Here is a 26582-nt window from a genome sequence, read left to right as displayed (position 1 = left end):
GAGTACACTGCTGGAACTCAACAGCGTCGAGGTGCTCTACGACGACGTCATCCTCGTGCTGCGGGGGCTTTCGCTCGAAGTGGGCGAGGGACGCATCGTCGCGCTGCTCGGCTCCAACGGAGCCGGCAAGACGACGACGCTGAAGGCGATCTCGGGCCTGCTCGAGGTCGAGGATGGCGAAGTGAACGACGGCTCGATCCGCTTCGACGGACACGAGATTCACGGTCTGCCCCCCGACCGCATCGTCCGGCAGGGTATCTTCCAGGTCCTGGAGGGCCGGCATGTGTTCGAGCACCTCACGGTACACGAGAACCTCCTCGCGGGGGCGCACACGCGGTCGGACCGTACCCGGGTACCGGCGGATCTCGACCGTGTGTACGGGTACTTCCCACGTCTCGGGGAGCGCCGCCGGCAGCAGGCGGGCTACCTGTCCGGGGGCGAGCAGCAGATGCTGGCCCTGGGGCGCGCGCTGATGGCCCGTCCGCGGCTGATGCTGCTCGACGAACCCTCGCTCGGGCTCGCTCCGCTCCTCGTGCGGGAGATCTTCGAGATCATCCGGCGGATCAACGAGGAAGAGGGGACGACGATTCTGCTCGTCGAACAGAACGCGCGCATCGCCCTCTCGATCGCCGACTACGGCTACGTCATGGAGGGGGGACGCGTGGTGCTCGAAGGCTCCGCCGAAGTCCTGAGAGAAAACGAGGACGTGCGCGAGTTCTACCTCGGGCTGAGCGAGATCGGGCGCCGCTCGTATCGGGACGTGAAGCACTACCGACGACGCAAGCGGTGGCTGTCATGAATCCCGAGGCTCCGAAGCCGCGCCTTTGGGACCCCGCCACGGAAGCGCCGGCGGATTGGGGTGCCGCGCAGGACGCGCTCGCCGACCGGGCCGTCCGCCTCGCGCTCGAACGCAGCCGTGAAGCGAGCGGACGGCTGCGGGAGGCCGGTATCTTGCGGCCGGAGCGACGGGGCGTCGCGGGGCTGCGTCGGGTCGCGGTTCTCGCGAAGGACGATCTGCCGGACCTCCAGGCGGGCGACCCGCCCTTCGGCGGCATGCTGGGTGTGGATGTGAGCGCGCTGCGCCGCCTTCATCGGTCGCCCGGCCCGATCAATGACCCCGAGGGCCGGAGGGCGGACTTCTGGCGCATGGCCGCCGCGTTCGCGGCCGCAGGGTTCCGCGCCGGCGACATCGTGCTCAACACCTTCTCGTACCACCTGACGCCGGGCGGGCACATGATGGACGCCGGACTGCGCGAGGTGGGCTGCGTAGTCGTCTCCGGCGGGGTGGGAAACGCCTCGGGCCAGGCCGCCTTTGCGTCGCAGATCGGGGCGACCGGCTACGTGGGGACGCCGCAGTTCCTCCTCACTCTGCTCGAGCGGGCGGCGGCGGAGGGCGTGCCGCTGAGCTTCCGCCGCGCGCTGGTCAGCGGGGCGCCGCTGCCGCCGGCGCTGCGCAAGGAGCTGGAAGGGCGGCGCGGCGTCTCCGTATTCCAGGCGTACGGGATCGCCGATGCGGGCGCGATCGGCTACGAGTGTGCCGCCAAGGACGGGTGGCACGTGGTGCCCGGCGTGGTCGTGGAGGTGTTGGACCCCGCCACCCGCGAGCCGTGTGTCCCGGGCACCCCGGGCCAGGTCGTCGTCACGAGCCCCAACCCGGTCTATCCGCTCGTCCGCTTCGGCACCGGAGACCTGTCCGCGTTCATGCCGGATGCGTGCGACTGCGGACGGACGTCGGCGCGCCTCGCGGGCTTCCTCGGCCGGGTGGGCGAGGGCGTGAAGGTGCGCGGCATGTTCGTCCACCCGCGCCAACTCGCCGAAGCGCTCGCCGGCCAGCCCGGCGTGGCGCGGTATCAGGCCGCGGTCACCGCAACGGGCTATCGGGATATTCTGACGGTCCTGGTCGAAGCCGAGCCCGGTCGGGAGCTCGACCTCGAAGGCCTCGACGCCCGCCTGCAAGAGGCGACCCGGCTCCGCGCCGCGGTGGAGGCCGTGGAACCGGGGACGATCGCCGAAGACGCCCGCCCGCTGGTGGACCTGCGCTAACCGGAGACCGAGGGGACCTCGTTTCCCGCGATCCACACGGACTCGATCGCGCGCAGGTTCTCGACCCCCTCCAGCGGATCCGCCGAGAGCAGGATGAGGTCGGCCCAGTTGCCCGGCTCGATCGTCCCCACCCCTTCCAGACCCGCGCAGCGCGCCGCGTCGCCCGTGGAGGCAACGAGGATCTCCATCGGCGACATGCCCGACTCCGCCATGAGGGCGAGTTCCATGTGCTCGAAGTAGCCCTGGAAGCGCGCCGCCGGCCCCGTGTCCGTGCCCATGGCGATCGTGACGCCCGCGCCGGAGAGCGCGCCGAGGTTCCGCTGTGCCTGCACGAGGGCCTCCTTGTAGCGCTGGGCCGACTCGCTCTCGCGATAGCGCGCCATGCTCTCCGGGGCGCGCAGCGCCTCCAGCACCCCCGGCTCCGCTGACGCAAGGAAGAACTCGTCCGCGAAGAACTCCGGCTCGCTCTCGTACACGAAGGTCGAGACCTCGCGCGTGAGCGTCGGCGAGTAGCAGACGTCGGCCTCGACCAGCCGTTCGGCGAGCGTCTCGTCCACATCCTGATCGCGGACGCTGTGCACGATGAAGTCGACGCCGGCGTCGAGCAGCCCGTGGGCGTCCTCCAGGTAGAACAGGTGCGCCGCCACCGGGAGTTCCAGTTCGTGCGCCCGCTCGATCACGGCCCCGTACACGTCCGGCGGCATCTTGCGGGTCGCGCCGAGGTTGTCGTCGACCCGGATCTTGATGAAGTCGACGCCCATCGCCGCGTTTCCGTTCACCATCTCGAGCGCGGCCCCCGGCGTGTCCCCCGTCACGACCGCACCCGCCACGAAGAGTCGGGCCCGGTCCAGGCCCGGCGTGTCCTGCTCGTCCCGCACCTCGACCCCGGCTGGTTCATCCCCTCCGAGGCTCACGACGGTCGTCACGCCGTAGCTCGCGTACAGTTGGAGGTGACGGAGGACGTTCGCCCGCGAGTAGTGTCCGCTTTCGAGACCGAGGGTGGCGCCCACATGGCCGTGCGCGTTGATGAGGCCGGGGACGACGTACTTCCCGGCCGCGTCGAGAACTTCGGCGTCGGCCGGAATCTCGACCTCCGCCGAAGCCCCGACGGACTCGATCCGCCCGTCCCGGACCACCACCGTCGCGTCGGAGACGGGTTCAGCACCCGAGCCATCGATGACGGTCGCGCCGACGATCGCGCGGGCCGACGTCCCCGCGTCCAACGCCGAGGTCTCCCCGTCACCGGTGCCACAGGCCCCAAGGGTGCCTGTCACGAGAAGCACGATTGCCGGCAACGGGGTCGACTTCAACATGGTCCAAACTCCTCTGGCGGTTGCTCGCTGCGCCTCGCCGGGCGGGACCATCATCGTAATGGCCGGAGGCCTGACCGGCAAATAGCCGATACTCTAACCGGCAAATGGCCGGTAGCCTGACCGGCAAATGGCCGCTATCTTCCGGCCATGACCCAGGACTTGGCGTTGTACCCCCGTTCGATGGCCTCCGTCTTGCGCGAGGCTCTGTCCGACACGCCGGTCGTGTGTCTCGCCGGACCTCGTCAGAGCGGCAAGACCACACTCGCTCGCGTACTCATACCCGAGCGGTCCTTCGTGAGCCTGGACCATCCTCCGTATCTCGACGCGGCTTCCGCGGACCCCGCAGGTCTCGTCGCCAGTCTCCCCCGGGAAGTGACGATCGACGAGATACAGCGGGCACCGGGGCTCCTGCCGGCAATCAAACTGTCCGTGGACACGGATCGTCGTCCGGGACGATTCCTCCTGACCGGCTCTGCCGACCTGCTGCTCCTCCCCTCCGTCACCGAGTCACTGGCCGGCCGGATGGAGGTGGTGCGTCTCATGCCGCTGTCGGAGTCCGAGAAGGAGCGACGACCGGGTCGTTTTCTGGGCGACCTCCTCAAGGGCCAGCTGTTGCCTTCGCTTCGCACCCGGACGGCGCCGACCGCACCAGAACTCGCTGCGCGGCTGGTCGCAGGCGGCTACCCCGAGCCTCTCACGCGCACTCCGACGCGCGCTCGCCAGTGGCACCGTCAGTATGTGCGGAGCATCGTGGATCGGGATGTCCTCGAAGTGTCGAAGGTCCGGGTTGCCGATCAGGTCGGTCATCTCCTGGAGCTGCTCGCAGTCCGAAACGGCGAACTGTTCAACGCAAGCGGCCTGGCGCGCGACCTGGGCCTGAACCGCGACACGGTGGCCGAGTATGTCTCGGTGCTTGAGCGTGTCTTTCTCGTTCGCCGATTGCGTGCCTGGCACCGGAACCCCGGAAAACGACTCGTTAAGGCACCGAAGATTCAGCTCATCGACAGCGGTCTCGCCGCCACGCTGGCCCAGTTGTCCGCGTCTGACTGGCTCACGAGACGGCAGCGTATGGGGCACCTCCTTGAGTCCTTCGTCGTGGAGCAGTTCGTGGCACAGGCCGGCTGGACGCATCCCGATGTCCGTTTCTGGCACTACCGGGACAGAGATGGACGCGAGGTGGATCTGGTGGTCACGCTCGGGTCGCGGACCTGGGGCGTCGAGGTGAAGGCGACGAGCACTCCGGGACGGTCGGCCGGGCCGGGACTGAGACGCCTCGCCGCTCTCTGTGGGGATGACTTCGAGGCCGGCATCGTGCTCTACAACGGCAACGATATCCTTCCGCTCGCCGAGGAGCGGATGCTAGCCATTCCCCTCAGCGAACTCTGGGCAAGGTAGCCCGAGCCACAGAGGCATCGAGCCATCCTCCATGCCCGGGATCTAGACCGGAGGCTCCCCCCGAATGGTGACGCGGTAGCCCGAGCGCACGTGGGGGAAGTAGTCCCAGATCGCGTGGTGCTGCGTGCAGCGGTTGTCCCAGAAGGCGATCGAGTTCTCGCGCCAGCGGAAGCGGCAGTGGAAGTCCGGGCGCTGCACGTGGCGGAAGAGGAAATCGAGTACCGCCTCGCTCTCGCCCGGCGGGAGGCCCGCGATGCGAACCGTGAACATCTGGTTCACGAACAGCGCCTTCCGCCCCGTCACGGGGTGAGTCCGGACGACGGGATGCTCCGACGACGGATACTCCCGGCCTCCGTCATCACGCCCGATCAACCGGTTCACTTCCCGGTAGTACGGTCCGCCGTCGTGGATCGCGGTGAGGCCGTCCAGCAGCGCCTTCATGCGGTCCGACAGCGCCTCATGCGCGGCGTACATGTTCGCGAACAGCGTATCGCCCCCGGCCTCCGGCACGGTGTGCATGCGCAGGATCGAGCCCATGGGCGGCGTGGGATCGCACGACACGTCCGAATGCCAGCGCTCGCCGGTCGCGCGCACGGAGTGCTCGTCGGCATGGATCCGCATCACTTCGGGGTGTCCCTCCAGCCCCGGATCGTTGGGGTGGACGACGAGTTCCCCGAATCGCGCCCCCAGCGCCTTCTGGCTCTCGATCGAGATGTCCTGGTCCCGGAAGAAGAGGACGCAGTGCGCCATGAGCGCGTCGCGGATCGCCTCGAACCCGGCGTCGTCGAGAGCTCCCAGATCCACGCCTCCGACTTCGGCGCCGATCACCGGCGTGACGGGACGGATGGTGGGCGTCGTTCGCATGTCGGCGAATCTCGGGCACCGGTCCCGCGACAGCAACGTTGCCGTCGAGGGCACCCGTGCGCCCGCGTCTATCGGAACCTCCGTCGCGGGGGACGTGTAACCCCCTGCACGCGGCGAGAGGTTGCCTCAGGCACGCAGGCGACCTCATTTTTTCAGGTCGGACCGCGCCCCGGGTCCGGCTCGGCGTCATGTGAGAAGTGGCTGTACCCCAGGAGGGACTCGGATGAAGGGTCGTTGGCCAGTCCTGTTGTTCGCGACGGTCGTTGCTCTCAACTGCGGAGGCGGGGGCTCCGGCGCCGATATCGTCGCTACGCCCATTGGTCCGCCGCCGCCGGGTCCGCCGCCGGCTCCCAGGCCTCCGACCCCGCCCCCACCCCCGCCGTCGCGCGTCGAGCCACCGTTCGGCTCGGACGCCAACTTCGACATCCAGGACGACACGTTCGTCGATCCCGATGGGAATCACGACCAGGAAGGCCACGTGCAGGTGAAGCGGAACGCGACGATCACGTGGACGCAGAACGGGGGCAACATCCACCGCGTGGAGTTCAGCAAGGTCCCCAAGGGTTCGAAGTCGCCCGACAGCAGCGACCTGCGGCCGGGAGAGATCTGGGAGTTCAATCCCAAGGTCGAGGGAGATTACGTCTTCTTCTGCCGCTATCACGAGTACATGATGGATGTGCGAATCACCGTGGCAATGCCCTGACTGGAGCTTCGTCCGGGCCTTGCGGGGAGTCGCTCACGTGCTGAATCGCACCCGGCTGTCACTGGCGATTGCGGTCGCGGGAATCCTGCTCGGAATCGGCGCCTGCGGCGACAACTCCGTCGGCCCGCCGAACCCGCCCCCCGGGCCGCCGCCGGAGCCGCCGCCTCCCTCTCCCGCGGAGGTGCGCGCCATGCTCATCGACACGGTGCGCCTCCTCGTGGATCACCGGAACCTCGATCCACTCGAACCGCCGCCTCCCGTGCGCCCCGAACTCGTGGAACTCGGCCGGAGCCTGGCGTTCGACCGGATCCTGAGCGGGAATCGCGACATGTCGTGCATGACCTGCCACCTGCCCAGCTTCGCCACCGGGGACGGCCGGTCCCTCTCGATCGGCGTCGGGGGGAGCGGGCTGGGGCCGGACCGCACGCACCCCGGGGGCGAGTTCATCCCCCGGAACTCGCCCGCGCTCTTCAACCTTCACCTCTCGACGCAGTTCTTCTGGGACGGGTTCGTGGAGGAGTTGGAGGACGGATCGATCTCGACCGAGGCCGGGGACCAGCTGACGCCGGAGATGCAGGCGGTGTTCGAGTTCGGCGCGCTCTCGGCGCAGCCCATGATCCCGGTCCTGCGGCGCAAGGAGATGCGGGGCTCGGGCGACGGGAACGAACTGTCGGCGCTGGACGACGACGATTTCACCGGCGTGTGGGCGGGTCTCATGGCGCGGCTGGGCGAGATGGGGGAATACCGGGAGATGTTCGAGGCCGCCTATCCCGGCACTCCTTTCGAGGATATGACGTTCGCGCACGCGGCCAACTCGATCGCGGGCTTCTACGTCTCCGACCTCACGTTCATCGACACGCCCTGGGACCGTTTCCTGAGGGGGGACGACGACCAGCTCGGCGACTCGGCGCTGCGCGGCGCCAAGAGCTTCATGACGATCCGCTGCATGCAGTGTCACGACACGGACCAGTTCGACGACCGGAACAACGAACATCACAACGCTGCCATCCCGCAGATCGGCCCGGGACTGGGTGACGGGCCCGGCGGGAACGACGACTTCGGGCGCGAGCGGGTCACGGGAGACCCCGCGCACCGGCGACTCTTCAAGACGCCCCCCATGCGCAACGTCGAGTTGACCGCGCCCTATGGGCATGCGGGGCAGTTCGCCACGCTGAGGGCGATCGTCGTGCACTACGACAGCATCGACAACCGCCTCATGGAGTACGACGTGTCGCAGGTGGAGCCCGCTCTCCAGCCCACGCTGCTCAACAACTTCGACGAGATCCTGGCCACGCGGGACACGATCCTGATCCCCATCACCTTCGACGACGCGGGGGCGGACGACCTCGTCGCCTTCCTGGAGTCGCTGACGGATGAGGCGGCGCGCGACCTCTCGCACCTCGCCCCGGCCACCGTCCCGAGCGGGCTGCCCATCGACAAGTAGCCCCCCGGAGTCAGCCCGGGGTCAGTCGCTCCCATCGAGGAGCGACCGGATCACCCGTTCCAGCTCCCCCGCCCCGGATTCCGGATCGTCCTGAGCGGGGTTCCTGACCAGCGCGAGGTCGCCGCGGGCGTCGACGACATACAGCGCGGGCGGCGAGATCAGCTTGTAGTCGGCGGCGATCCGCTCCGCGTGGAGCAGGATCGGGACGTCGAGTCCCCATTCCCGCAGCGTCCGGGACGCGTCGGCTTCCGCGCTCTCCCACCCGTTGAGAGCCAGGAAACGAACCCCGGCGTCCGCGAACCGCCGTGACACGGCGCCGTACTCGGTCGCGAGGTCTCGGCAGGGGATGCACCAACTCGACCAGAAGTTCAGCACCACGATCTCTCCCCGGAGTTGGGAGAGGCGAAGCGACGCACCCTCCGCCGCGGGGAGACGCCAGTCGGGCGCCGGCACGCCGGGGACGAGCGCCCGCTCGTCCTCCTCGAAGACCTGCTCGGCGTCGGGAGTGGTCACGTCCACCCGGATCGCGAGTTGCCCGGGCGAGGTGGGCGGATCGATCTCCAGTCGCCGAATCTCGAACGCGAGTGCTCCGCTCCCGTCCTCCGACTCCCAGCGGAAGGCGCGGGGCAGGTCGTCCACGACCCCGATGTGCCACCACACGCGCGCAGGCCCGAACTCGTCGCTCGTGCCCCGCAGCACGTCGCACAGGATGCCGCCGACCGTCTCCTGGCTGACGAGTTCGAATTCGTCCGCGAGTTCCGCCTCGAAAGGAGTCGCTTCCGTGAACTCGGAGAGCACCGCGAAGGCGGCGTTCGCGACGAGATGCCCGGAGCCGCCCGAGATCGTGCCGTAGCTGAAACGCGCGAGCGCTTCGTCGCGCGCGGCGACAGGATCGCCGCCTCCCGACAGGATCAGGGCGGGCGCGGGGTCGTCCGTGGCCTCCCGGGGGTCCCACGACGGCGAGGGCCGAAGTTCTGCCCGGTAGAGCGACGGCCCGCCCGCGGGACGCACGAGCCGGACCAGGCCGGTGAAGGAACCCGCGGCGCTCCCCGACCCCTCGTACGAGTACTCGTAGATGAGGCTCTCGAGCCGTTCGATGGCCTCGGCGGAGGCGAGGAACCGGTCGCGTGCCCTCGGCGGGTCCGCACAGGAAGCGCTCAGCGCCGCCGCGAGGGCCACGGCCACACCGATCCCCTTCGTTCGCCGGAGTCCGCCGGAGGTCATGTTTGCGATCTTCTCCCATTCGATTGGAAGTTGAGACAGATTCGATATGTCACGCCGGGCCGTCCGTGGCAAAGTCGCGGCCCATCGTCCGGGACGACGGGCGACCCCGGGACGACGGCCGTCCGGGCCGCGAATCACCCGCACCGCTGGAGAATGAGCGAGATGAGACCCGAATCGAACAGCATCGACCGCAGGACGCTCCTCAAGCTCGGAGCCCTGGGGGCCGGCGCGGCCGTACTCTCCGGGTGCCGCGAGGGCGACGACACATCGGCGGCGCAAGACTCGCCGGTGTCCGGGGCGGCGCCCGAGGCGCTTTTCGCCGCGCCGCCGATCGAGACCGTGAGGATCGGCTTCGTGGGGGTCGGCGGCATGGGGTCGGTCCACGTCCGGAACCTCCTCGACATCGAGGGCGTCGAACTGGCGGCCCTCTGCGACGTCCGGCCCGAGCACGCGGAGCGCGCCCGCGACTGGGTCGTGGAGGCCGGTGGACGCGAACCGACATTGTACACGCGCGGGGAGACGGACTTCATCCGCATGTGCGAGGCCGAGGATCTCGATCTCGTCTATGCGGCGACGCCGTGGCGATGGCACGTCCCCGTCTGCGTGGCCGCCATGGAGCACGGGAAGCACGCGGCGACCGAGGTCCCGGCGGCGTACACGATGGAGGACTGCTGGCGGCTCGTGGAGACCGCCGAGAACACCGCGCGCCACTGCGTGATGATGGAGAACGTGAACTACGGGCGCTGGGAGATGATGGTCTTCCACATGGTGCGACGGGGCCTCTTCGGGGAGATCCTGCACGGGGAGGGCGGCTACCTGCACGATCTGCGCGCCATCAAGTTCGCCGACACCGGCGAGGGGCTGTGGCGGCGTGAGCACTCGAAGACGAGGGACGGGAACCTCTATCCCACACACGGCCTGGGGCCGATCGCGAACTGCATGGACATTAACCGCGGGGACCGCTTCGACTACGCGGTCTCCATGAGCGGCCCCTCGCGCGGTCTCCAGGATTTCGCGCGCGAACACTTCCCCGAGGGGGCGCCGGAGCGCAATGAGACCTTCACGCTCGGCGACGTGAACGTCACCCTCATCAAGACTGTCCTCGGACGGACGATCTACGTCTCTCACGACACGAACCTCCCGCGTCCGTATTCGCGGATCCACCTCGTCCAGGGGACGCGCGGCCTGTTCCAGGGCTATCCCGAGCGCGTGTACATCGAGGGCCGCAGCGAGGGACACCGCTGGGACCCCGCGGAGGACTACCTCGAGGAGTTCGAGCACCCGCTGTGGCGCGAGATGGCCGGGGCCGGGGCGGACCGCGGACACGGGAGCATGGACTACCTCGAGGACTACCGGCTCATCAAGTGTTTGCGCGAGGGCCTGCCCACGGACATGAACGTGTACGACGGGGCGGCGCTGTCGGCGGTTTGCGCCGTGAGCGAGTCGTCCGTGGCGGACCGGAGCCGGCCGGTGGACTTCCCGGACTTCACCCGCGGACGGTGGGAGACCTGGCCGCAGCTCGGCGTGGTCGAGGCCTGACCGCGCGTCGGCGCCGGCGGCCTCTCGTCGTGCGCGCGCTGCGCGGCCTGGCCGCCCTCACCCTGACCGGGCTGGCTCTCGCGGCCGCGTACGCTGGGCTGCGCTCGCTGGGCTTCCGCCCCCGCTGGGAGGTCGCGGCCCCGAGCCCGCCGCCGCCGGAGCTGCCGAGCCGCATGCCCCCGCCGCTATCGGCGCAAGGCGCCGCCCCGGGCGCGCCCGGAGTGGGCGGGGACGGCGACCCCTCCCCTTCGGAGGGCGGTCGGGCCCCTGCGTACGAGCCCGCGCGGATCGAGTTCGAGACCTACGGCGATGGCCGTCCGGTGGAATCCAACGCCGCGGTGGCGGAGGAGTGGCGCGATCAGGGTCTCGTGCTCTCCTTCTACTCGTACACGGCCCACGCCACCCGACCCCATGTGCTCGACGCGGGCGGGTACCTCCCGCCGAAGGCTTCGAGGCACGCGCTGGGCCCGCCGCTCTCCGGCGATCAGGGACTCGAAGTCGGGGTGACGCATCTCGACTTCCCCGGGCGTCCGCGAAGGGTGGCCTTCACCCTGTTCGGCCCCGACCTCATCGATAGCTTCCTGGTGATCGTCTGGAGCGGAGGCGAGCGCCTGCCGACGGGTGCCGCGGCGCACTCACCCGATACGCGGTACGGGACGGACGGAAACCCTGACGCGGGGCAGGCGACGTACAGCCCGGGCGGGCGCGCCCGCTTCCGGGCCGAACGCGTCGTCGTGGAGGTCGCCGCAGGGATCGACCGCATCTCCCTCGACGGGTGGGGCCCGCCGGGGCACATCCTCCTCGTGGACCACCTCGAGATCGTCCCCTGACTCAGCGGATCGGGATGCGCACCCAGAACTGGTGTGTGTGCACGGTGGCGTCCGCCAGCGTCAGCGGCCCCTCCGGGGCGACGACGAAATCGCCCCCGCTGTCCGGGGAGTTCACCACGATTCCGCGATCCACGCCCGGGTGGCCGGTGCCCTTGGTCAGACGCACCCCGTAATGCAGATCCACGCCCCGGAGCCGGAAGACCGCCGCCACCGCGGGGGTCCACTCGATCCAGGACTCGTCCTGCGTCCTGAATTCGCCGTTCACGTTGTTCGTCTGCTCGAGCGTGTAGTCGTAGGACCGGCCCTCGAGCCCCAATCTCACTCCCACCTTCTCGAACTCGTGCGCCACTCCGACCCGCAGCCGCACGTTCAGGAACGAGAAGTCGTTCTCGATCGTCCTGCCGCCCGACGGGATCGTGGCCCCGTTCGTCGTCTCGACCGGGTCCTCCGCCTCCTGCCAGGTGTCGCTCCGGATCGGCTGAAGCGCCACGTCCAGCCCCGCCGTGGTGCCGTCCAGTGAGCGGGCGATGCCGAAGCCCAGTTCCCAGGCCGTGCTGTTGCCAGGGTCCCGCGGAATGTTCTGGATGTTGTAGTTGGGGATCTTGGGGTGTGACTTGCGGTTGGCCGTCAGGGAAGTGCCGATGCGCCAGCCGGGCGCGCGCAGGCGGCGGTCCCAGGCCAGCTGCACCCCCCACGTGCGGGTGCGGTCCAGGTTCGTCTCGATTCTGGGCACGCTCTGCCGCGCCGGGGGTGACCCTGTCGATGTCACGTCAAGGTAGGTCACGTCATGGGTCATCGAGACCGCGTTGCGCACGAGAACGGCGGAAGCGCGGTCCCGGCCCGACTCGCGGTAGACGCCGAGCCTGAGGTCGTGTATCGAGCCGGACTGTTCTATGCGCTCCGCGCCCGCGTAGAGCAGGTCCACCCCATCCATGGCCTCGAGGCGCGCCGTGCCGGCGCCGACCCCGAGAGACCACCCGCCGGATCCCAGCCTCCGGCCGACGAAGCCGCCGGCGTACACATTGCGCGCCGAAACATCGGACAGCCGGTCGGCGCCGCCCGTCCACAAGCGGCCATCGGTCTGGGCGTTGTCGACCTCCTGGAGCGCGGCGGTGACTCCTCCGAACCACTTCTCGCCCGCGACCAATCCGGTGGCCGGAAAGGTGAGGCCGCCTCCACCCCCGTTGGAGATCCCGTAGTAGACGGGAGCGCTGAGGAGCGAGGATTCGGAGAGGAGCGCGCCCTTGGCCGGGTTCGACCATCCGTCGGCGATGGAGTCGTCCACCGCGTAGGTGAGCCCAGCCATCCCGAAGTTCATCGAAGGCGTCGTCAGGAACTGGTCGCCGGTCGCGACCGGTACAGTGCGGATCGGAATCAGCTGTGCCGCCGCCTGTCCGGCGAAGGCGGAGCAAGCCGCCAGGATGGTGCCCACAGCCAAGCGCCTGAGCTGGTTCGCCGTCATCGCTGCCTCCCGGGAGTTGGATCTGCACCTGTCCCATAGACGAACCAGGTGCGCGATCCGTGACGCGCGGGGACGGCTCATGGGGGACGCGGAAGGTGGGGCGTTCCCCGAGTCTGGTCAGTCGAAGCCGACGCGGGGGAGGGTTCGAAACAGGCCCACGCCGGCGGCGACGGCCACGAGGCCGAAACCGATCGCCTCGGCGGTCTGGCCATACAAGGCCATCCCGGTGGCGAAGAGAGCCGCATACACGGTCGCGCAGCCCAGGCCCCACGCCGCTAGCCCCGCAGCCAGGCTCCCTGCCTTGCCGGGCTGGGTGTGGACGGCTTTTCGCCACCCGCGCGGGAACGGGCGGATACGGTCGTAGAACGTCTGCAGCGTCCGCGTATCCGTGGGGCGGGTGAGGAACGTTACGAGCAGCCACACCATCGTGGTCACCCCGACGCCGAGCAGGAGCCGGACCGCGGAATCGAGCGCCGGGAGCCCCACCCGCTCGTGGAAGAGCGGGAACCAGAGCGCGACCATCGCCGACACCGCCATGCCCGAGATCTCCGACCACGCGTTCACCCGCCACCAGAACCAGCGGAGCAGGAAGATCAGCCCGCTCCCGGCGTGCAGCAGAAGGATCAACTCGAACGCCTGCTTCGCGCTGTCGAGGAAGAGGGCGAGCGCGGCGGAAAGGGCGATGAGCACCCCTGTGGAGATCCGGCCCACGCGGACGTAGTGGGCCTCGTTCCGGTCGCGGGCGACAAACCGGCGGTAGAAATCGTCGACGATGTAGGACGAGCCCCAGTTCAGGTGCGTGGAGATGGTCGACATATAGGCCGCCGCGAGGGAGGCGACGACCAGCCCGAGCAGGCCGTGCGGCAGGAAGACGAGCATCGCCGGGTAGGCGAGGTCGTGCCCCAGGATGCTCGGGTCGAGGTTGGGGAAGGCCGCCCCGATCGATTCGAGCGTGGGATACACGGCGATCGAGGCTAGGCCGACGAGAATCCACGGCCACGGCCTGAGCGCGTAGTGCGCGATGTTGAACCACAGCGTGGCGCGCATGGCATCGCGCTCGTCGCGGGCCGCGAGCATCCGCTGTGCCGTGTACCCGCCACCGCCGGGTTCGGCGCCGGGATACCAGCTCGCCCACCACTGCACGGCGATCGGGATGACGAACACCATCGCCGCCGTCCGCCAGTCTGAGAAGTCGGGCAGCATCGACAGGTTCGGTGCGATCCCCGGGTGTGTGACGAGTCCCGCCAGACCCCCGACCGCGGGCTGCGAGAGCGCGTAGTACGCCGCGGCGACGGCCCCCACCATCGCGATGGTGAAGAGCAGGAGGTCGGTGACGACGACGCCCCACAGACCGGAAGTGGCCGAGTAAAGGGCGGCCACGGTGCCCGCGACGAGGACGGTGGTGTACTTGTCGGCCCCCAGCAGCACACCGGCGATCTTGATCGCGGCGAGCGTAACGGTGGCCATGATGACGACGTTGAAGAATACGCCCAGATAGAGGGCCCGGAACCCGCGCAGGAACGAGGCGGGGCGCCCCGAATAGCGGAGTTCGTAGAAGCCGACGTCGGTGAAGACGCCTGATCGTCGCCAGAGTTTGGCGTAGAAGAACGTCGTGCACATCGCGGTGATCAGGAACGCCCACCAGACCCAGTTCCCGCTCACGCCTCCGTTACGGACGAGGTCCGCGACGAGGTTGGGGGTATCCGTCGAGAAAGTGGTGGCGACCATCGAGGTCCCGAGGAGCCACCAGGGGAGGTTGCGGCCGGCGAGGAAGAACTCGTCGGTGCCCGCGCCGGCGCGCCGGGCGAACCAGAGCCCGACCGCGAGGGCCACGGCGCCGTAGGCGGCGAGGACGATCCAGTCGAGACCGTTCAGCTGCACGAGAGTCCTACCACCCCCAACCCGAACGGTAGTTGGCCTTCACATAACGCTCGGGGATCGACACGCCGTCGAGGATCTCGCCCGTGTGGGGGTCGATGCGGACCTCCCGACCGCTGCGCACGGAGAGGTTGCCGAACAGCACCATCTCGGTGAGCGGCCCCGCGTGCTCGACGAAGTTCGACCCGGCGGGCGGGCCGTCCTTGCAGGCGGCGGCGAACTCCGCATACACGCCGTCCGTGCGCGGGTACTTCTCCGCCGGCGGGTTGGCCCGGATCTCCGCATCCCGCGCGGCGTCGAGCAGCCTCGGGTTCTCTCCATAGATGCCCGCGAAGAGCGTCCCATCAGTCCCGATCCAGATCTGCCCGCTCGCCTCGAGGGGCCAGCGCGCATCGTCCGGGACTTCCTCCGGCCGCGGCGGCGAGAGGTTGCCGTCGCGCCACACCACTTTCACCGCGGGCCGGTCGCCGCGGGCCGGAAAGTCGTACTCGATGCGCGACGCGGCCGGCGCGGTTTCGGGGAACAGCGTCGTCGACTCGGCCGAGACCCGCTCCGGGGTGCCGAGGTCGAAGGTCCAGAATGCGGCGTCCATGGCGTGACACGCGATGTCGCCCAGCGCGCCGGTCCCGAAGTCCCACCAGCCGCGCCAGTTGAACGGGGCATACGCAGGATGGTAGGGACGGTCGGCGGCGGGGCCGAGCCAGAGATCCCAATCCAGCGTCGGGGGCGCGTGGTGGGCTTCCGTCGGCCGGCGAATGGCCTGCGGCCAGATGGGGCGGTTGGTCCAGTACTCGACCCTCCGGATCTCCCCGATGGCTCCCGCCTCGTACCATTCCCGGATCTGTCGCGTGCCGTCCTCGGCGTGGCCCTGGTTCCCCATCTGGGTCGCGACCCCCGCCCGCTCGGCGGCCGCCATCAGCTGGCGCACCTCCCAGATGGTGGTCGCGAGAGGCTTCTGGATGCGGGTCGGCTTCCCCAGCGAGAGCGACATCATGCCTGCCGCGGTATGCGTATGGTCGGGCGTCGAGATCACGACCGCGTCGATGTTCTCGGCCTCTTCCCAGAGCATGGTTCGGAAGTCGCGGTACCGCTTCGCGCGCGGGAAGGCGCTCCAGGAGCCGGACGCCTGCCGCTCGTCGACATCGCAGAGGGCGTAGATGTTCTCGCCGACACCCGCCATCCCCCGAACATCTCCGCCGCCCATGCCGCCCACGCCGATGTGCGCGACGTTCAACGTGTCGCTGGGTGCGCGATGATGGCGGCCGCCGAGGACGTGGCGGGGAATGATGGACAGACCGAGGCCGGCCGTGCCCGACGCCCGAACGAAGTCACGCCGCGAGAAGTTGTTTTTCGACGTCATGCTGGGCCTCATTCCGGGGAAACCTTTGTGCGGGGAACCTGGCAAACTACTGAAGGGTCTCGCGCCGGCGACGGCTAGGCCAGACCCAGGCGTTCGAGGACCTCAGGGGGCGGGCCGTCGAAGCGGGGAAGGGGTCGGTTGCCCACGAAGCCGAGATCGGCCATCCCCTCCGCCGTGGTCCAGAACGCCGTCGACGTGAGGTCGCGAACGCGATCGAAGAAACGGGCCGCGACCCGGTATTCCGGGGTCGCGTTCTCCACCCAGCAGATGTCATCGCAGATCGCGTGCTTCTGATCGAGCGTGAGGTCGGTGAAGCGCCCGCCGAAGCGCTCGGCCGACTCGATGTCCAGCCACACCAGGCCGCCCCGCACGAGCGTCAGATCGTTTCGGTTCCCGTCGTACGGCGCGCTCACCCATTCGTCGATGAAGGCGTGGGCTCCGAGCGCGGCCGCGCCCGGCGAATGTTCGTCCTCGGGGATAATGACGTCGCAGATGGCGGCGAGCGTGGCGAGTTCGTCCTCGGTGAGCAGGAGATCCCACCACACGAAGGGCGAGACGAGGTCCGGATCGGTCGGCGTGCCGGCGGCTCGGGGGTTGCCGCCGCTCGTGGCGCCGTGCAGCGCGGCCGCATCCTCCGGTGAGGGCATGCCGGACTCGGGTCCGTCCGCGCACGCCGCGGCGGGAAGCGCCGCCGCCCCCGCGGCCCCGGCCGCGAGCACCTGCAGCGCCCTGCGCCGGGTCAGCCCCTCGGCCGCGTCCCGGCCGCCCGCTTCCCGGCCCGGCTGGTCGACGTGCTCGGACATCAGAGGTTCCCCTGCCGGAGCTGCTCCACGAGGTACTCCGACGACCGCCACGCGACCGCCATGATGGAGAGCGTCGGGTTCTTGTCCGCGTTGGAGACGAAGGGGCCGCCGTCCATCACGAACAGGTTGGGAACCTCCCAGGACTGGCAGTACTGGTTCAGCACGGAATTCTCCGGCCCGTCTCCCATGCGGACCCCGCCCACCTCGTGAATGATCTGTCCGGGCGCCGCGATGGCGCGGGCCCCGTCGGTCTGCACGGTCGACAGCACTCGCCCGCCCATCTCCTCGATGATCCCGGCGAACGTCCGCTGCATGTGAACGGCCTGATTCAACTCGTGCTCCGACCACTTCCAGTGGAACCGGAGCACGGGGATGCCCCACTGATCGACCACGTCGGGATCGATCTCGCAGTAGCTGTCCTCGTTGGGGATCATCTCCCCGCGGCCGTCGAAGTTCATGAACGACCCGTAGTAGCGACGGCACTCCTCCTTGAAGCGCTGGCCATACGCGCCCTCCGTGAGCGGCTCGATACCGCTGAAGGCGCCGTAACCCGGCATCCTCTGCCCTCCGCCGAACTCGATGTGGTAGCCGCGGGCGAAATCGAGGCGTCCGGCGTCCTGGTCTCCGTACAGCCACCACGGCATGTACATGTGCATGGCCGAGGCCCCCTCCTCGGCGTGGCGAGGCAGGTTCTCGAGCGCTGGAATCTGCCCGGAGACGCCCGCGCCCACCGTGTCCATCACGTACTTGCCGACGAGCCCGCTCCCGTTGGCGAGGCCATCGGGGAAGAGGGAGGTGCGGGAGTTGAGGAGAATCCGCGCCGACTCGCAGGCGCTGGCGGCGAGGACGACCACGGGTGCCGAGACGTGGCGGTCGGCGCGCAGCTTCTTGTCGATGTAATGGACGCCCGTGGCCCGGCCTCGCTCATCGATCGTCACCTCGCGCACCATCGCGTCGGTGATCGTCGTGAGGTTGCCGGTCGCCTGAGCCGGCGGCAGGCAGACGGTCGTCGACTGGAAGTTGGCCTTGATCGAGCAGCCGCGGCCGCACGGGGTCGCCCAGTAGCAGGCCGCTCGGCTTCGCATGGAGTCGCGCGTCACCCGGCGGGCGGTCGCGTTGTTCGGCCACAGCATGGTCGACAGCCGGTCCGCGTCCTGCTGCTGCGTGAGGATCGCGAGGTGGGCGGGGATGACGGGGATCCGGAGCCCGTCGCAGGTTTTTTTCGTGAGCAGTTCGTAGGCGCGCGGCGCGGGCGCGGGCTGGAGGATGCCGTCGGAGGAGTCGGGCGTATTCTCGAGCCCCTCGTTGGAGCCGTAGACGCCGACCAGCGCCTCGGTGCGGTCGTACCACGGCGAGAGGTCCTCGTATGTCATCGGCCAGTCGAACCCTAGCCCGTCCCGGCTGTAGGGCTTGAAGTCGTACGGGCCCATGCGGAGGGAGATGCGGCCCCAGTGGTTCGTCCGCCCACCCAGCATGCGCGACCGCCACCACATGAAGTTCACGCCCTCGGCGCTGGTGTAGGGCTCGCCGGGCACCCGCCAGCCGCCGTCGACCGTCGCGTCGTAGAAGCCGAACGGCTTGTCGGCGGTCCCCGCGGCCCGCAGCGGCGCGTCCGCGGGGGTCTGGAACATCGGGGTCTCCGACACGGGATCGTAGTCCCGCCCCGCTTCGAGGAGCAGTACGCGGACGCCGTGACACGCGAGTACGTAGGCGGCCATGCCGCCCCCGGCGCCGGAGCCCACGACGATCACGTCGTGCGCGTCGCTGCTCTGTCGGGTTAACGTCGGCGCGGCGTGGGGCGTTCCGATGGTGCGATGGGCTGAGGACATGGGCGACGATGGGCGCGAGGGCCGCCGGTGGTCAATCCCCCGGGACGGCAATCGCCACGCCCGGCGGATTCGTTGCGCGCCGCTCGCCTTGCCGCGCCCGACGAGGCGGCGAACCTTCAGCCGGTCCACCATGGGAACTCCATGGGAACTCCAGGGGAGGCGAGATGCACAGACGAGCCGCTGCGCGGGCGCTGGCTGTCCTGGCGCTGGCGTTCATCACGGCCCGGCCGGCCGCGGCGCAGACGTTGACCGAACTCCTGTCGGACCTGTTCGTGTTCGGCGAGTGCGGCGTCTCCCTCTGCATGGACCCGGCGGCCATGTCGGCCGGGGAGTCGGGCGCCACGCACGGCGTCCACTTCCGGCGCGACCTCGTGCCGCGCAACGACGCGCTGCTCCTCTTCCTCGAGGACGGTATCGCCGGGATCGTCGGCGGCCTTCCAAGGCCCCCCATGGCGGCAGGGCGCATCTGGTCCGACGGTGAACGCAGCGCCTCGCTGGGGCCGGTCTTCGCCGAGCGGGCCGAGACGCTCGGGATGGGCCGCTTCTTCATGGGTCTCGAGGCGACCGCCTTTCAGACCACGAACTTCGGGGGGGTGCCGACCGACGCCCTTCTCCTCAACTTCTTCCACCATGACACCAGCCCCGCTCTGGGCCGGAATCCGGGGCTCGGGGTGCCCGCGTTCGAGCGGGACGTACTCCAGGTGCGCACGAACCTTGCCGTGGACTACGTCGTCGCGACCGGCGTCGTGAGCGCCGGGCTGACGCCGTTCATGGACGTCGGCTTCGTCATTCCGGTCGTGCGGGCGAGGCTGGAGGGCACGGCCGATGCCCGGATCCTTCCGTTCGACCCGTCCTCCTCGCACCGGTTCGGCGGAAGCGAGGCGGTCCCGGTCCTCCAGGCGCGCAAGTCGGTGAGGGGTTCGGCGACGGGTGTCGGCGACATCACGGCCCGGGTCAAGGTGAACCTCTCCGGGGGGACCGAGGTGGGCGTCGCGCCGCCCGAACTCGGGATCGCCCTGCTGGCCGACTACACCTTCCCGACCGGGCAGGAAGAAGACCTGCTCGGCACGGGCGAAGGCCGCGGGCGCGCGCTGGCGGTCATCACCCGGAGGTGGGGTGACTTTTCTTCCCACGTGAACGGGGGATATCTCCTGCGGGAGCAGAATGCGCGCGAGGGGAACTTCGACCGCGACGCGGTGCTCGGTTCGGTCGGCTTCGACGTCAGAGTGACGGACGAGGTCACCGTGGCCGCGGAGATGATCACGCAATTGGAACTGGCGGATCCGGACCCCCCGCTGCCCGGTTCCGTCACCTTCGTGGGCGCCGCACCCCTCACCGTCGAGGCGTCGTCCATCCCGGAGCCGGGTCGCTACCTCCTGGACCTCGCCATGGGGATCAGGTATCAGGTCCGCAACGACATGGTCCTGGTCGCGAGCGCCCTTCTCCCGATCCAGGGCTTCGGTCTGCGGCCGGACGCCATATTCACCCTCGGGCTTCAGGGCACGTTCAGATAGCGCAGTTCCCTCACGCGGAGATGCCCATGCGTTTCTCGTCACTCCTGCTCGTTGCCGTGAGTCTGGCCGGGAGTCCGCTCGTCGCCCAGGAGGCGCCGAGGGCCCGGGATCTCGGGATCCCCTTTCCCGGCGACCCCGGCAGCCTGAACGCGATCACGGATGTAGCCGGCGTCCGGGTCGGGCACACGACGATCATCGAAGGCGAAGGCGCACTCGTCGTCGGCGAGGGCCCGGTGCGCACCGGAGTCACGGCCGTGATCCCTCGCACCGGGGGATATGAGCCGGTCTTCGCCGGCTGGTACTCGCTGAACGGAAACGGGGAGATGACGGGGACGACCTGGGTCGAGGAATCGGGGTTCCTCGAAGGTCCGGTGATGATCACGAATACGCACAGCGTGGGAAACGTGCACGCCGCGACCATTGAGTGGTCGCGGGACGCGGAGGCGAACCACCCCATCGCGCCCGGCATCTGGTGGAGCCTCCCCGTGGTGGCCGAGACGTGGGACGGGCGTCTCAACGACATCAACGGCTTCCACGTGAAGAAGGAGCACGTCTTCGCGGCGATCGAGAGCGCCTCGTCCGGCCCCGTCACCGAAGGCTCGGTGGGGGGCGGGACCGGGATGGTGTGCAACTCGTTCAAGGGCGGGATCGGGACCTCCTCCCGGCTCGTGGGCGACTACACGGTCGGCGTACTCGTGCAGTGCAACTACGGTCGCCGTCCCGAACTGCTCATCGCCGGCGTGCCGGTGGGGCAGGAACTCCTCGATTGGACCCCGGCGGGCGGCGCCGGAGGATCGGCGGGCGGGTCCGAATTCGACGGCCTCGGCTCGATCATCGTCGTCGTCGCCACCGACGCCCCGCTGCTGCCGCACCAGCTCAAGCGCCTGGCGCGGCGCGCCCCGATCGGGATCGGGCGCATGGGCGGGTACGGGTCCAACAGCTCCGGCGACATCTTCATCGCCTTCTCGACGGCCAACAGCGGGGCGTGGAACCGGGGTGACAACTCGACAGTAGAGATGATGTCGAACGACGCCATATCGCCGCTCCTCCTCGCGACGGCCCAGGCCACGGAGGAGGCGATCACGAACGCCATGGTCGCGGCCCGCACGATGGTGGGCCGCGACGGGAACATGGTCCCGGGGCTGCCGCACGACGAAGTGCGGCGGATCCTCGCGGCCCACAACCGACTGGAGAGCCGCTGATGGCTTGCGGGCGCAAGGTGACGCGAACTTCGGGCCCCTTGGCCGCGGTCCTGCTGGGTGCCGCGGCGCTGGGGGCGGCGGCGTGCCCGGCGCCATCGGCCCAGCGCGCGACGGGCGCCGTGGCGGAGGCCGTCGAACGGGCGCTGGAGAGCGGGGCGGGGAGCTTCGACCACTCCGCCTGGGACAGTCTCCTGCGCGACGGCACGAGCGGCGGGCTCGTCGACTACGTGGTCATGTCCGCGCGGCGCGCCGAACTCGATGCCTACGTGGCTCGGGTGGCGGAGGCCGACCTCGGCGCCTTCGAGCGCGCCGAACTCATGGCGTTCCTCATCAACGCCTACAACGCGCTCACGGTGGTGGCCATCCTCGATCACCCCGGCGTCGCGTCGATCCGGGAGATCGACGGGGTGTGGACGGACCTCGAGTGGACGGTGGGTGGTCAGTCGCTGACGCTCGACAACATCGAGCACAACGTCCTCCGTCCGTTCTTCCGCGACCCCCGGATCCACTTCGCGGTGAACTGCGCCTCGCTCTCCTGCGCGCCGCTCCCGCGCTGGGCCTTCAGTGGAGCCGCGCTCGAAGCTCAGCTCGAGGAACGCTCACGGACGTTTCTCACCGACCCCGCCAACGTGTCGCTCGAGGGCGGCCGGCTGCGACTGTCGCGGTACTTCGACTGGTACGGGTCCGATTTCACGGCGTCCGGCTGGGCGCCGGGGGCGGAGTCCATTCCCGCCTTCATCGCGCGCTATGCGGCCGACGAGGTGCGGGCGGCGGTCGAGGCGGATCCGGGGATCGCCTTCGACTTCGCCGACTACGACTGGTCGCTGAACACGGTCGACGCCCTCTCGACGGACGCGAGCCGGGAATCCGCGCCACCCGCGCTCGTCGTGGCTTCGCTCATCGCGCAGCCGGATTCCGAGGATGAGCCGGGGTTCCTGGCGCGGCTCGTGAACTGGCTTCGGGAGACCGCCGGGCGCCTGGGGTGGCTGGGTCCCTTTTTCTACGGACTCGTGTATACGCTATTGGCCGTGCTCTTCGTTCCGGGCTCCGCGCTCACTATCGCGGCGGGCCTCACCTTCGGATTGGGGTTGGGCGCGCTCACCGTGTTCGTGGCCGCGAACGTCGCCGCCGCGCTCTCCTTCCTGATCGCCCGTTATGTGATGCGGGACCGCGTGGAGAAACTGCTCTCCGGCCGTCCGGCGCTGCGAGCGATCGATCGCGCGGTGGAAACCCATGGCTGGCGCATCGTCTTCCTGACGCGGCTTTCTCCGGTGTTCCCGTTCAGCGCGCAGAACTACTTCTACGGCCTCACCGGCGTGACGTTCTACCAGTACGTCGCGGCATCGGTCGCCGGGATGCTCCCCGGCACGCTCCTGTACGTCTACATCGGGGCGGCCGGGGCGGAGGTGGCGGAGGCCACGGGGGGCGCCGCCGGCTGGGGGCAGACGGCCCTTTGGGTGGCGGGGCTGCTCGCGACGGCCGCCGTGGTGGTGCTCGTCACGCGCGTCGCCCGCCGGGAACTCGACAAGGCGCTCGCCGAGGTCGAGCCCTCCCCCGACACCCCCGCGCCCTAAGGCTACCCGCCGAGGACGACCCGACCGCCCACGTACAGCCCGCGGCCCGGCGCCGCGAAGCCCCACACCTCCTCGTACGCGGAATCGAGCAGGTTCTCGGCGCGCACCGTCAGCGTGAGGCCCGGACGTCCACCGCCCCCGGCGATGTCGAAGCTGGCCGACAGGTCGAGCACCGTGTACGCGGAGAGGGTCACGGGGTCCGCGGGGAACGTCGAGAAGTCCCGGTCCTCGCGCTGGCCCACGCGCCGCAGGCCCAGGTCCACGCCCACCCGCGAGGAGACCCGGTAGAACGCCGTCGCGGCGATCGTATGCCTCGGCCGGCGGAGTAGCGCGGCCCCCGCGACGAAGGTCGCCCCGGGCCCCTCGTCGAATCCGGCGTCCTGCACCTCGGTGTCGAGATACGTGTAGTTGCCGGTGAGCCGCAGCCGCTTGGCCTCGACGCTCGCCTCGGCCTCCAGCCCCCGGCTACGGGCCTTCGCGACGTTGAAGAAGTTGGGGTCTCCCTGGGCCGGCGGGGAGCCGGTGTACTGGATCAGGTCCCGGTAGCTCTGGCGGAACCCGGTCAGCGACAGCGTCGCCGAGCCGCCGAATTCTTGGTCGACGCCGCCCTCGAAGCTGGTCGAACGCTCGGGCGTAAGGTCCGGGTTACCGGTCGTGAAGCCCGTGGCGAACGTCTCGAAGAAGGTCGGCTCCTTGATCCCGGTCCCGGCCGAGACCCGCAGCCGCGTCCCCGACGCCGCCGAGCGCCAGGCCGCCCCCGTCCGCCAGGTGGCCGCTGCTCCGAACCGCTCGTCGTCCTCGGCCCGGAGCCCGGCGTTGAGCGCCAGAGCGTCACGCACCCAGGAGAGCTGCGCGTGGAAGGCGCGGTTCCACCAGTCGTTCCCGGAACTCCCGGAACTCTCCCCGAACTGGGACAAGGACTGGTTGAAGCCGCGCACCGATTGCCGCTCCTCCTCGTAGCCCGCGGTCAGCGCCGTCCCCGCCGAAGTGCGCCACACGACCCGGCCACCGGCCGTCACCCGCCGCGTGTCGGTCAGGCTCTTGAAGCCGAAGAAGCCCAGGCTGTCCGCCGGGCTGTCCGGCTGGTCATCCGTGCCGTTGTCCGCTTCCCACACGCTGACGAAGAGCCGCGTCTCGATCGCATCCGTCCACCGGCGCCCGGCGTCGATGTTGACGGTGAGCGCGTCGCCGAAGGAATACGCGTTGTGGTCCACGAGGGCGCCCGTGCCGTCCGTCGGATAGTGGAACCGCGAGTCGTTGTAGCGCATGGTGAGCGTCGCGTCGGTATCCGCGTCCAGATAGCCCTGGACGCGTCCCGAGGCCGTCGTCTGCCGGTACTCGTTGTTGAAGGCTAGAATCCCGTCGGTGGTGTTCCTGCCCAGGGAGAACGCGTACGAGAGCCCGCCGGTGCCGCCGGAGAGGTCGCCCTGCCACCGCCTCGTGCCGAAGCTCCCGCCCTGGACGGAGAGGCTCCCGCGGGGCCGGCCCTCGCCCCGCCGCGTGAAGATCTGGATCACCCCGCTGACCGCATCCGAGCCGTACAGCGCCGACGCGGGCCCGCGGACGATCTCGATGCGCTCCACGTTGTCGGTGGTGAGCGTAGCGAAGTTGAACGATCCGCCGGGCTGGTTCACGCGCACGCCGTCCACGAGGACCTGGACGTAGTCCGACTCGCCGCCCCGCAGGAACAGGGAGGTGATGGCGCCGAACGATCCGTTGCGGGCGATCACGATTCCGGAGGCGAAGCGGAGGGCGTCCGCCACGTACTCGATCCCGGCGCGTTCGAGTTCCTCCCCTTCGATGATGGTCGTGTTGGCGGCCACTGTCCACTCGGGCTCGGCCCAGCGGTGGGCGGTGACGACGAGCCCTTCAAGACTGACCGGCTCCTGCGCGCGGAGCGGCGAGACCCCCGAAACGGCGCAAGCCGCCGCGGCTACAGCGACGCCGATGGCCGATTGGCGGATGGCGTGGGCGAGTTCGTGAGAGTGGCGCCCGCGCGCCGGATTCACGGGAAAAGGGCGTGAGGCTGAAGCGTGTCGCATTTCGGCTCTCCCTTCCCGCGGAAAAGAGGAGGGAGATGCCGGCGTCGGTGCCCGGAAAACGACCCGTCACCTCCCCGCGGAGGTGTCATGTGGGCGCCGGATGGGCACGTCTCCTGGCTCGAGGCCGCGCTGACTCGCCTTCCGGGACCTCGCAGATCCCAGTGGCAATTCGAGTCGGCGTTCCGGGAACTTCCCGGACCTCTCACAGTGGCGGGGCCGCGCCGGACTTGCACCGGCTTCCGTAAGCCCCTCCGGCCGAATCATGTCGTGCCCCGAGGATGCGCCGGCCGCCCCCGCAGGTCAACACCCGCGAAGACGACTTGAGGGCCGGGGTCAGGACAACTCGTCCACCCGGTGGCCGAGTTCCCGCAGCCGGGCCACGATCGTCGCGATGTGCTCGGGGCCGCGCGTCTCGATCGTGAGTTCGATCCCCACCTTGCGCACCGAGATGTCGCCGAAGGCGCGGGTGTGTTCGATATGGAGGACGTTCGCGCCCTCGATCGCGACGAGGGCCGTCACCTCGTTCAGGTAGCCCGGCCGGTCGCGGACCACGACCGCGAGGCGGGCGAGGCGGCCATCGGACCACAGCGCACGGTCGATGACGCGCGACACCAGGTTCATGTCGATGTTGCCGCCCGACAGGATACAGACGGTGACGTCGGACGGGCGGATGTCGACCTTCCCCTCGAGCACCGCCGCCACGGACACTGCCCCTCCGCCTTCGACCACGACCTTCTCCGATTCGAGCAGGAAGAAGATCGCGCGCGTGATCTGTTCCTCGTCGACGAGCACGACGTCGTCGACCAGAGCCTGGAGGTGAGGGAAGGTGAGGTCACCGATCCGCTTCACCGCGATCCCGTCGGCAAGCGTGTCGGAGCGCTCAAGGTGAACGGGTGCCCCTGCCGCCAGCGACTCCCGGGCGCCGGGTGAGGCGGCGGCCTCCGCGCCGATCACCCGCACGCCGGGCCGGCGCGCCTTCACGGCGGTCGCGATGCCGGAGATCATGCCCCCGCCCCCGATCGGGACGATGACCGTCGTGAGGTCGGGCACCTGCTCGAGGATCTCCAACCCGATCATGCCCTGGCCGGCCATCACGTCGAGGTCGTCGAAGGCGTGAACCGGCGTCAACCCTTCCTCGGCGGCCAGGCGGTCGACGAGCGCCATCCCGTCGGACATGGTCTCGCCGGTCTGGATGACCCGGGCGCCGTAGCCGCGCGTGTTCGCGACCTTGACCAGGGGCGCGTGGTCGGGCATCACGATCGTGCAGGAGATCCCCAGCCGGGCGGCGTGGTAGGCGAGCGCCTGGGCGTGATTCCCGGCGCTGGCCGCCACGACCCCCGCCTCGCGCGCCGCAGGGTCGAGGCGCAGGAGCTTGTTGAGCGAGCCGCGGTCCTTGAACGAACCGGTCCGCTGCCGGAACTCGGCCTTGAGGTGGAACCGGCCTTCCGCCCGCGCCGTGAGGGCGAAGGACGGCGGACACTCGGTCTCCACGACGCCGGAACGGATGCGTTCGCGCGCGGCGACGATGTCTTCGTAGGAGAGCATGGAGATCAAGACCCGGAT

The 26582-nt window shown here is 69.6% G+C and carries 20 protein-coding genes and 1 riboswitch; of the genes, 10 read left to right on the top strand and 10 right to left on the bottom strand.

All coding sequences use genetic code 11. The features are described from left to right. Positions 1-7: 7 nt before the first annotated feature. Complete coding sequence (locus ACPXY0_RS12365) at positions 8-799, top strand: ABC transporter ATP-binding protein (protein WP_423930674.1); 792 nt, start codon at positions 8-10, stop codon at positions 797-799. After that, a complete protein-coding gene (locus ACPXY0_RS12360; protein ID WP_423924975.1) occupies positions 796-2043 on the top strand; it encodes a phenylacetate--CoA ligase family protein in 1248 nt (415 codons plus the stop codon). The genes ACPXY0_RS12365 and ACPXY0_RS12360 overlap by 4 nt, the downstream gene beginning before the upstream one ends. On the opposite strand, the gene ACPXY0_RS12355 is transcribed toward ACPXY0_RS12360, so the two are convergent. Next, a complete protein-coding gene (locus ACPXY0_RS12355; RefSeq protein ID WP_423924973.1) occupies positions 2040-3356 on the bottom strand; it encodes an amidohydrolase family protein in 1317 nt (438 codons plus the stop codon). The genes ACPXY0_RS12360 and ACPXY0_RS12355 overlap by 4 nt on opposite strands. A 147-nt stretch (positions 3357-3503) precedes the next feature. On the opposite strand from ACPXY0_RS12355, the gene ACPXY0_RS12350 reads away from it, so the two are divergent. Further along, complete coding sequence (locus ACPXY0_RS12350; RefSeq protein WP_423924971.1) at positions 3504-4751, top strand: ATP-binding protein; 1248 nt, start codon at positions 3504-3506, stop codon at positions 4749-4751. 42 nt (positions 4752-4793) lie between these two features. On the opposite strand, the gene ACPXY0_RS12345 is transcribed toward ACPXY0_RS12350, so the two are convergent. Then, positions 4794-5615 carry a TauD/TfdA dioxygenase family protein gene (locus ACPXY0_RS12345; RefSeq protein WP_423924969.1) on the bottom strand — a complete coding sequence of 274 codons (822 nt, stop codon included), beginning with the start codon at positions 5613-5615 and terminating at the stop codon, positions 4794-4796. Positions 5616-5838: 223 nt separating this feature from the next. Here ACPXY0_RS12345 and ACPXY0_RS12340 point away from each other — a divergent pair, with 223 nt between their 5' ends. Beyond that, positions 5839-6318, top strand: a complete 480-nt coding sequence (locus ACPXY0_RS12340) for a cupredoxin domain-containing protein (RefSeq protein ID WP_423924967.1) — start codon at positions 5839-5841, stop codon at positions 6316-6318. Positions 6319-6355: 37 nt separating this feature from the next. Beyond that, positions 6356-7762, top strand: coding sequence for a cytochrome-c peroxidase (locus ACPXY0_RS12335; protein WP_423924965.1), 1407 nt, complete (start codon positions 6356-6358; stop codon positions 7760-7762). Positions 7763-7783: 21 nt separating this feature from the next. Here ACPXY0_RS12335 and ACPXY0_RS12330 read toward each other — a convergent pair whose 3' ends face one another. Then, on the bottom strand, positions 7784-8986 hold the full coding sequence (locus ACPXY0_RS12330; RefSeq protein WP_423924963.1) for a TlpA family protein disulfide reductase: 1203 nt from the start codon (positions 8984-8986) through the stop codon (positions 7784-7786). 162 nt (positions 8987-9148) lie between these two features. Between ACPXY0_RS12330 and ACPXY0_RS12325 the strand changes: the two genes are divergently transcribed. Next, positions 9149-10525: a Gfo/Idh/MocA family protein gene (locus ACPXY0_RS12325; RefSeq protein WP_423924961.1), complete on the top strand. Its 1377-nt coding sequence runs from the start codon at positions 9149-9151 to the stop codon at positions 10523-10525. 29 nt (positions 10526-10554) lie between these two features. Then, positions 10555-11355 carry a hypothetical protein gene (locus ACPXY0_RS12320; protein ID WP_423924959.1) on the top strand — a complete coding sequence of 267 codons (801 nt, stop codon included), beginning with the start codon at positions 10555-10557 and terminating at the stop codon, positions 11353-11355. Between the two features lies 1 nt (position 11356). Here the strand turns inward: ACPXY0_RS12320 and ACPXY0_RS12315 are convergent, their stop codons facing one another. The 5 genes from ACPXY0_RS12315 to ACPXY0_RS12295 form a co-directional block, all read right to left on the bottom strand. Beyond that, entirely contained in the window at positions 11357-12817 is a 1461-nt protein-coding gene (locus ACPXY0_RS12315; protein WP_423924957.1) for a hypothetical protein, read from the bottom strand. Positions 12818-12934: 117 nt separating this feature from the next. Further along, on the bottom strand, positions 12935-14698 hold the full coding sequence (locus ACPXY0_RS12310; RefSeq protein ID WP_423924955.1) for a sodium:solute symporter family protein: 1764 nt from the start codon (positions 14696-14698) through the stop codon (positions 12935-12937). Positions 14699-14705: 7 nt separating this feature from the next. Next, positions 14706-16055 carry a Gfo/Idh/MocA family protein gene (locus ACPXY0_RS12305; RefSeq protein ID WP_423924953.1) on the bottom strand — a complete coding sequence of 450 codons (1350 nt, stop codon included), beginning with the start codon at positions 16053-16055 and terminating at the stop codon, positions 14706-14708. A 74-nt stretch (positions 16056-16129) separates the two neighbouring features. Then, positions 16130-16858, bottom strand: coding sequence for a gluconate 2-dehydrogenase subunit 3 family protein (locus ACPXY0_RS12300; protein WP_423924951.1), 729 nt, complete (start codon positions 16856-16858; stop codon positions 16130-16132). Then, positions 16858-18576 carry a GMC oxidoreductase gene (locus tag ACPXY0_RS12295; RefSeq protein WP_423930672.1) on the bottom strand — a complete coding sequence of 573 codons (1719 nt, stop codon included), beginning with the start codon at positions 18574-18576 and terminating at the stop codon, positions 16858-16860. The genes ACPXY0_RS12300 and ACPXY0_RS12295 overlap by 1 nt, the downstream gene beginning before the upstream one ends. Before the next feature lie 275 nt (positions 18577-18851). Between ACPXY0_RS12295 and ACPXY0_RS12290 the strand changes: the two genes are divergently transcribed. The 3 genes from ACPXY0_RS12290 to ACPXY0_RS12280 are packed head-to-tail and all read left to right on the top strand — an operon-like array spanning position 18852 to position 22977. After that, positions 18852-20201, top strand: coding sequence for a transporter (locus ACPXY0_RS12290; RefSeq protein WP_423924949.1), 1350 nt, complete (start codon positions 18852-18854; stop codon positions 20199-20201). A gap of 26 nt (positions 20202-20227) precedes the next feature. After that, the gene (locus tag ACPXY0_RS12285; protein WP_423924947.1) at positions 20228-21403 is read left to right on the top strand and encodes a P1 family peptidase; all 1176 of its coding nucleotides are present in this window, start codon (positions 20228-20230) and stop codon (positions 21401-21403) included. Continuing rightward, a complete protein-coding gene (locus ACPXY0_RS12280; protein WP_423924945.1) occupies positions 21403-22977 on the top strand; it encodes a VTT domain-containing protein in 1575 nt (524 codons plus the stop codon). Before ACPXY0_RS12285 ends, ACPXY0_RS12280 begins: the two co-directional genes overlap by 1 nt. A gap of 2 nt (positions 22978-22979) precedes the next feature. Here ACPXY0_RS12280 and ACPXY0_RS12275 read toward each other — a convergent pair whose 3' ends face one another. Together ACPXY0_RS12275 and ilvA are read right to left on the bottom strand one after the other, a co-directional pair. Then, complete coding sequence (locus ACPXY0_RS12275) at positions 22980-25019, bottom strand: TonB-dependent receptor plug domain-containing protein (protein WP_423924943.1); 2040 nt, start codon at positions 25017-25019, stop codon at positions 22980-22982. Positions 25020-25105: 86 nt separating this feature from the next. Then, positions 25106-25285: riboswitch (cobalamin riboswitch) on the bottom strand. A gap of 67 nt (positions 25286-25352) precedes the next feature. Then, positions 25353-26564, bottom strand: a complete 1212-nt coding sequence (ilvA, locus tag ACPXY0_RS12270; protein WP_423924941.1) for a threonine ammonia-lyase — start codon at positions 26562-26564, stop codon at positions 25353-25355. Positions 26565-26582 lie beyond the last annotated feature (18 nt).

This window comes from Candidatus Palauibacter sp. (assembly GCF_965237495.1).
GTDB lineage: Bacteria > Gemmatimonadota > Gemmatimonadetes > Palauibacterales > Palauibacteraceae > Palauibacter.
The sequence above is the reverse complement of the archived record's forward strand: the minus strand, read 5'-3'. Positions and strand labels throughout refer to the sequence as shown.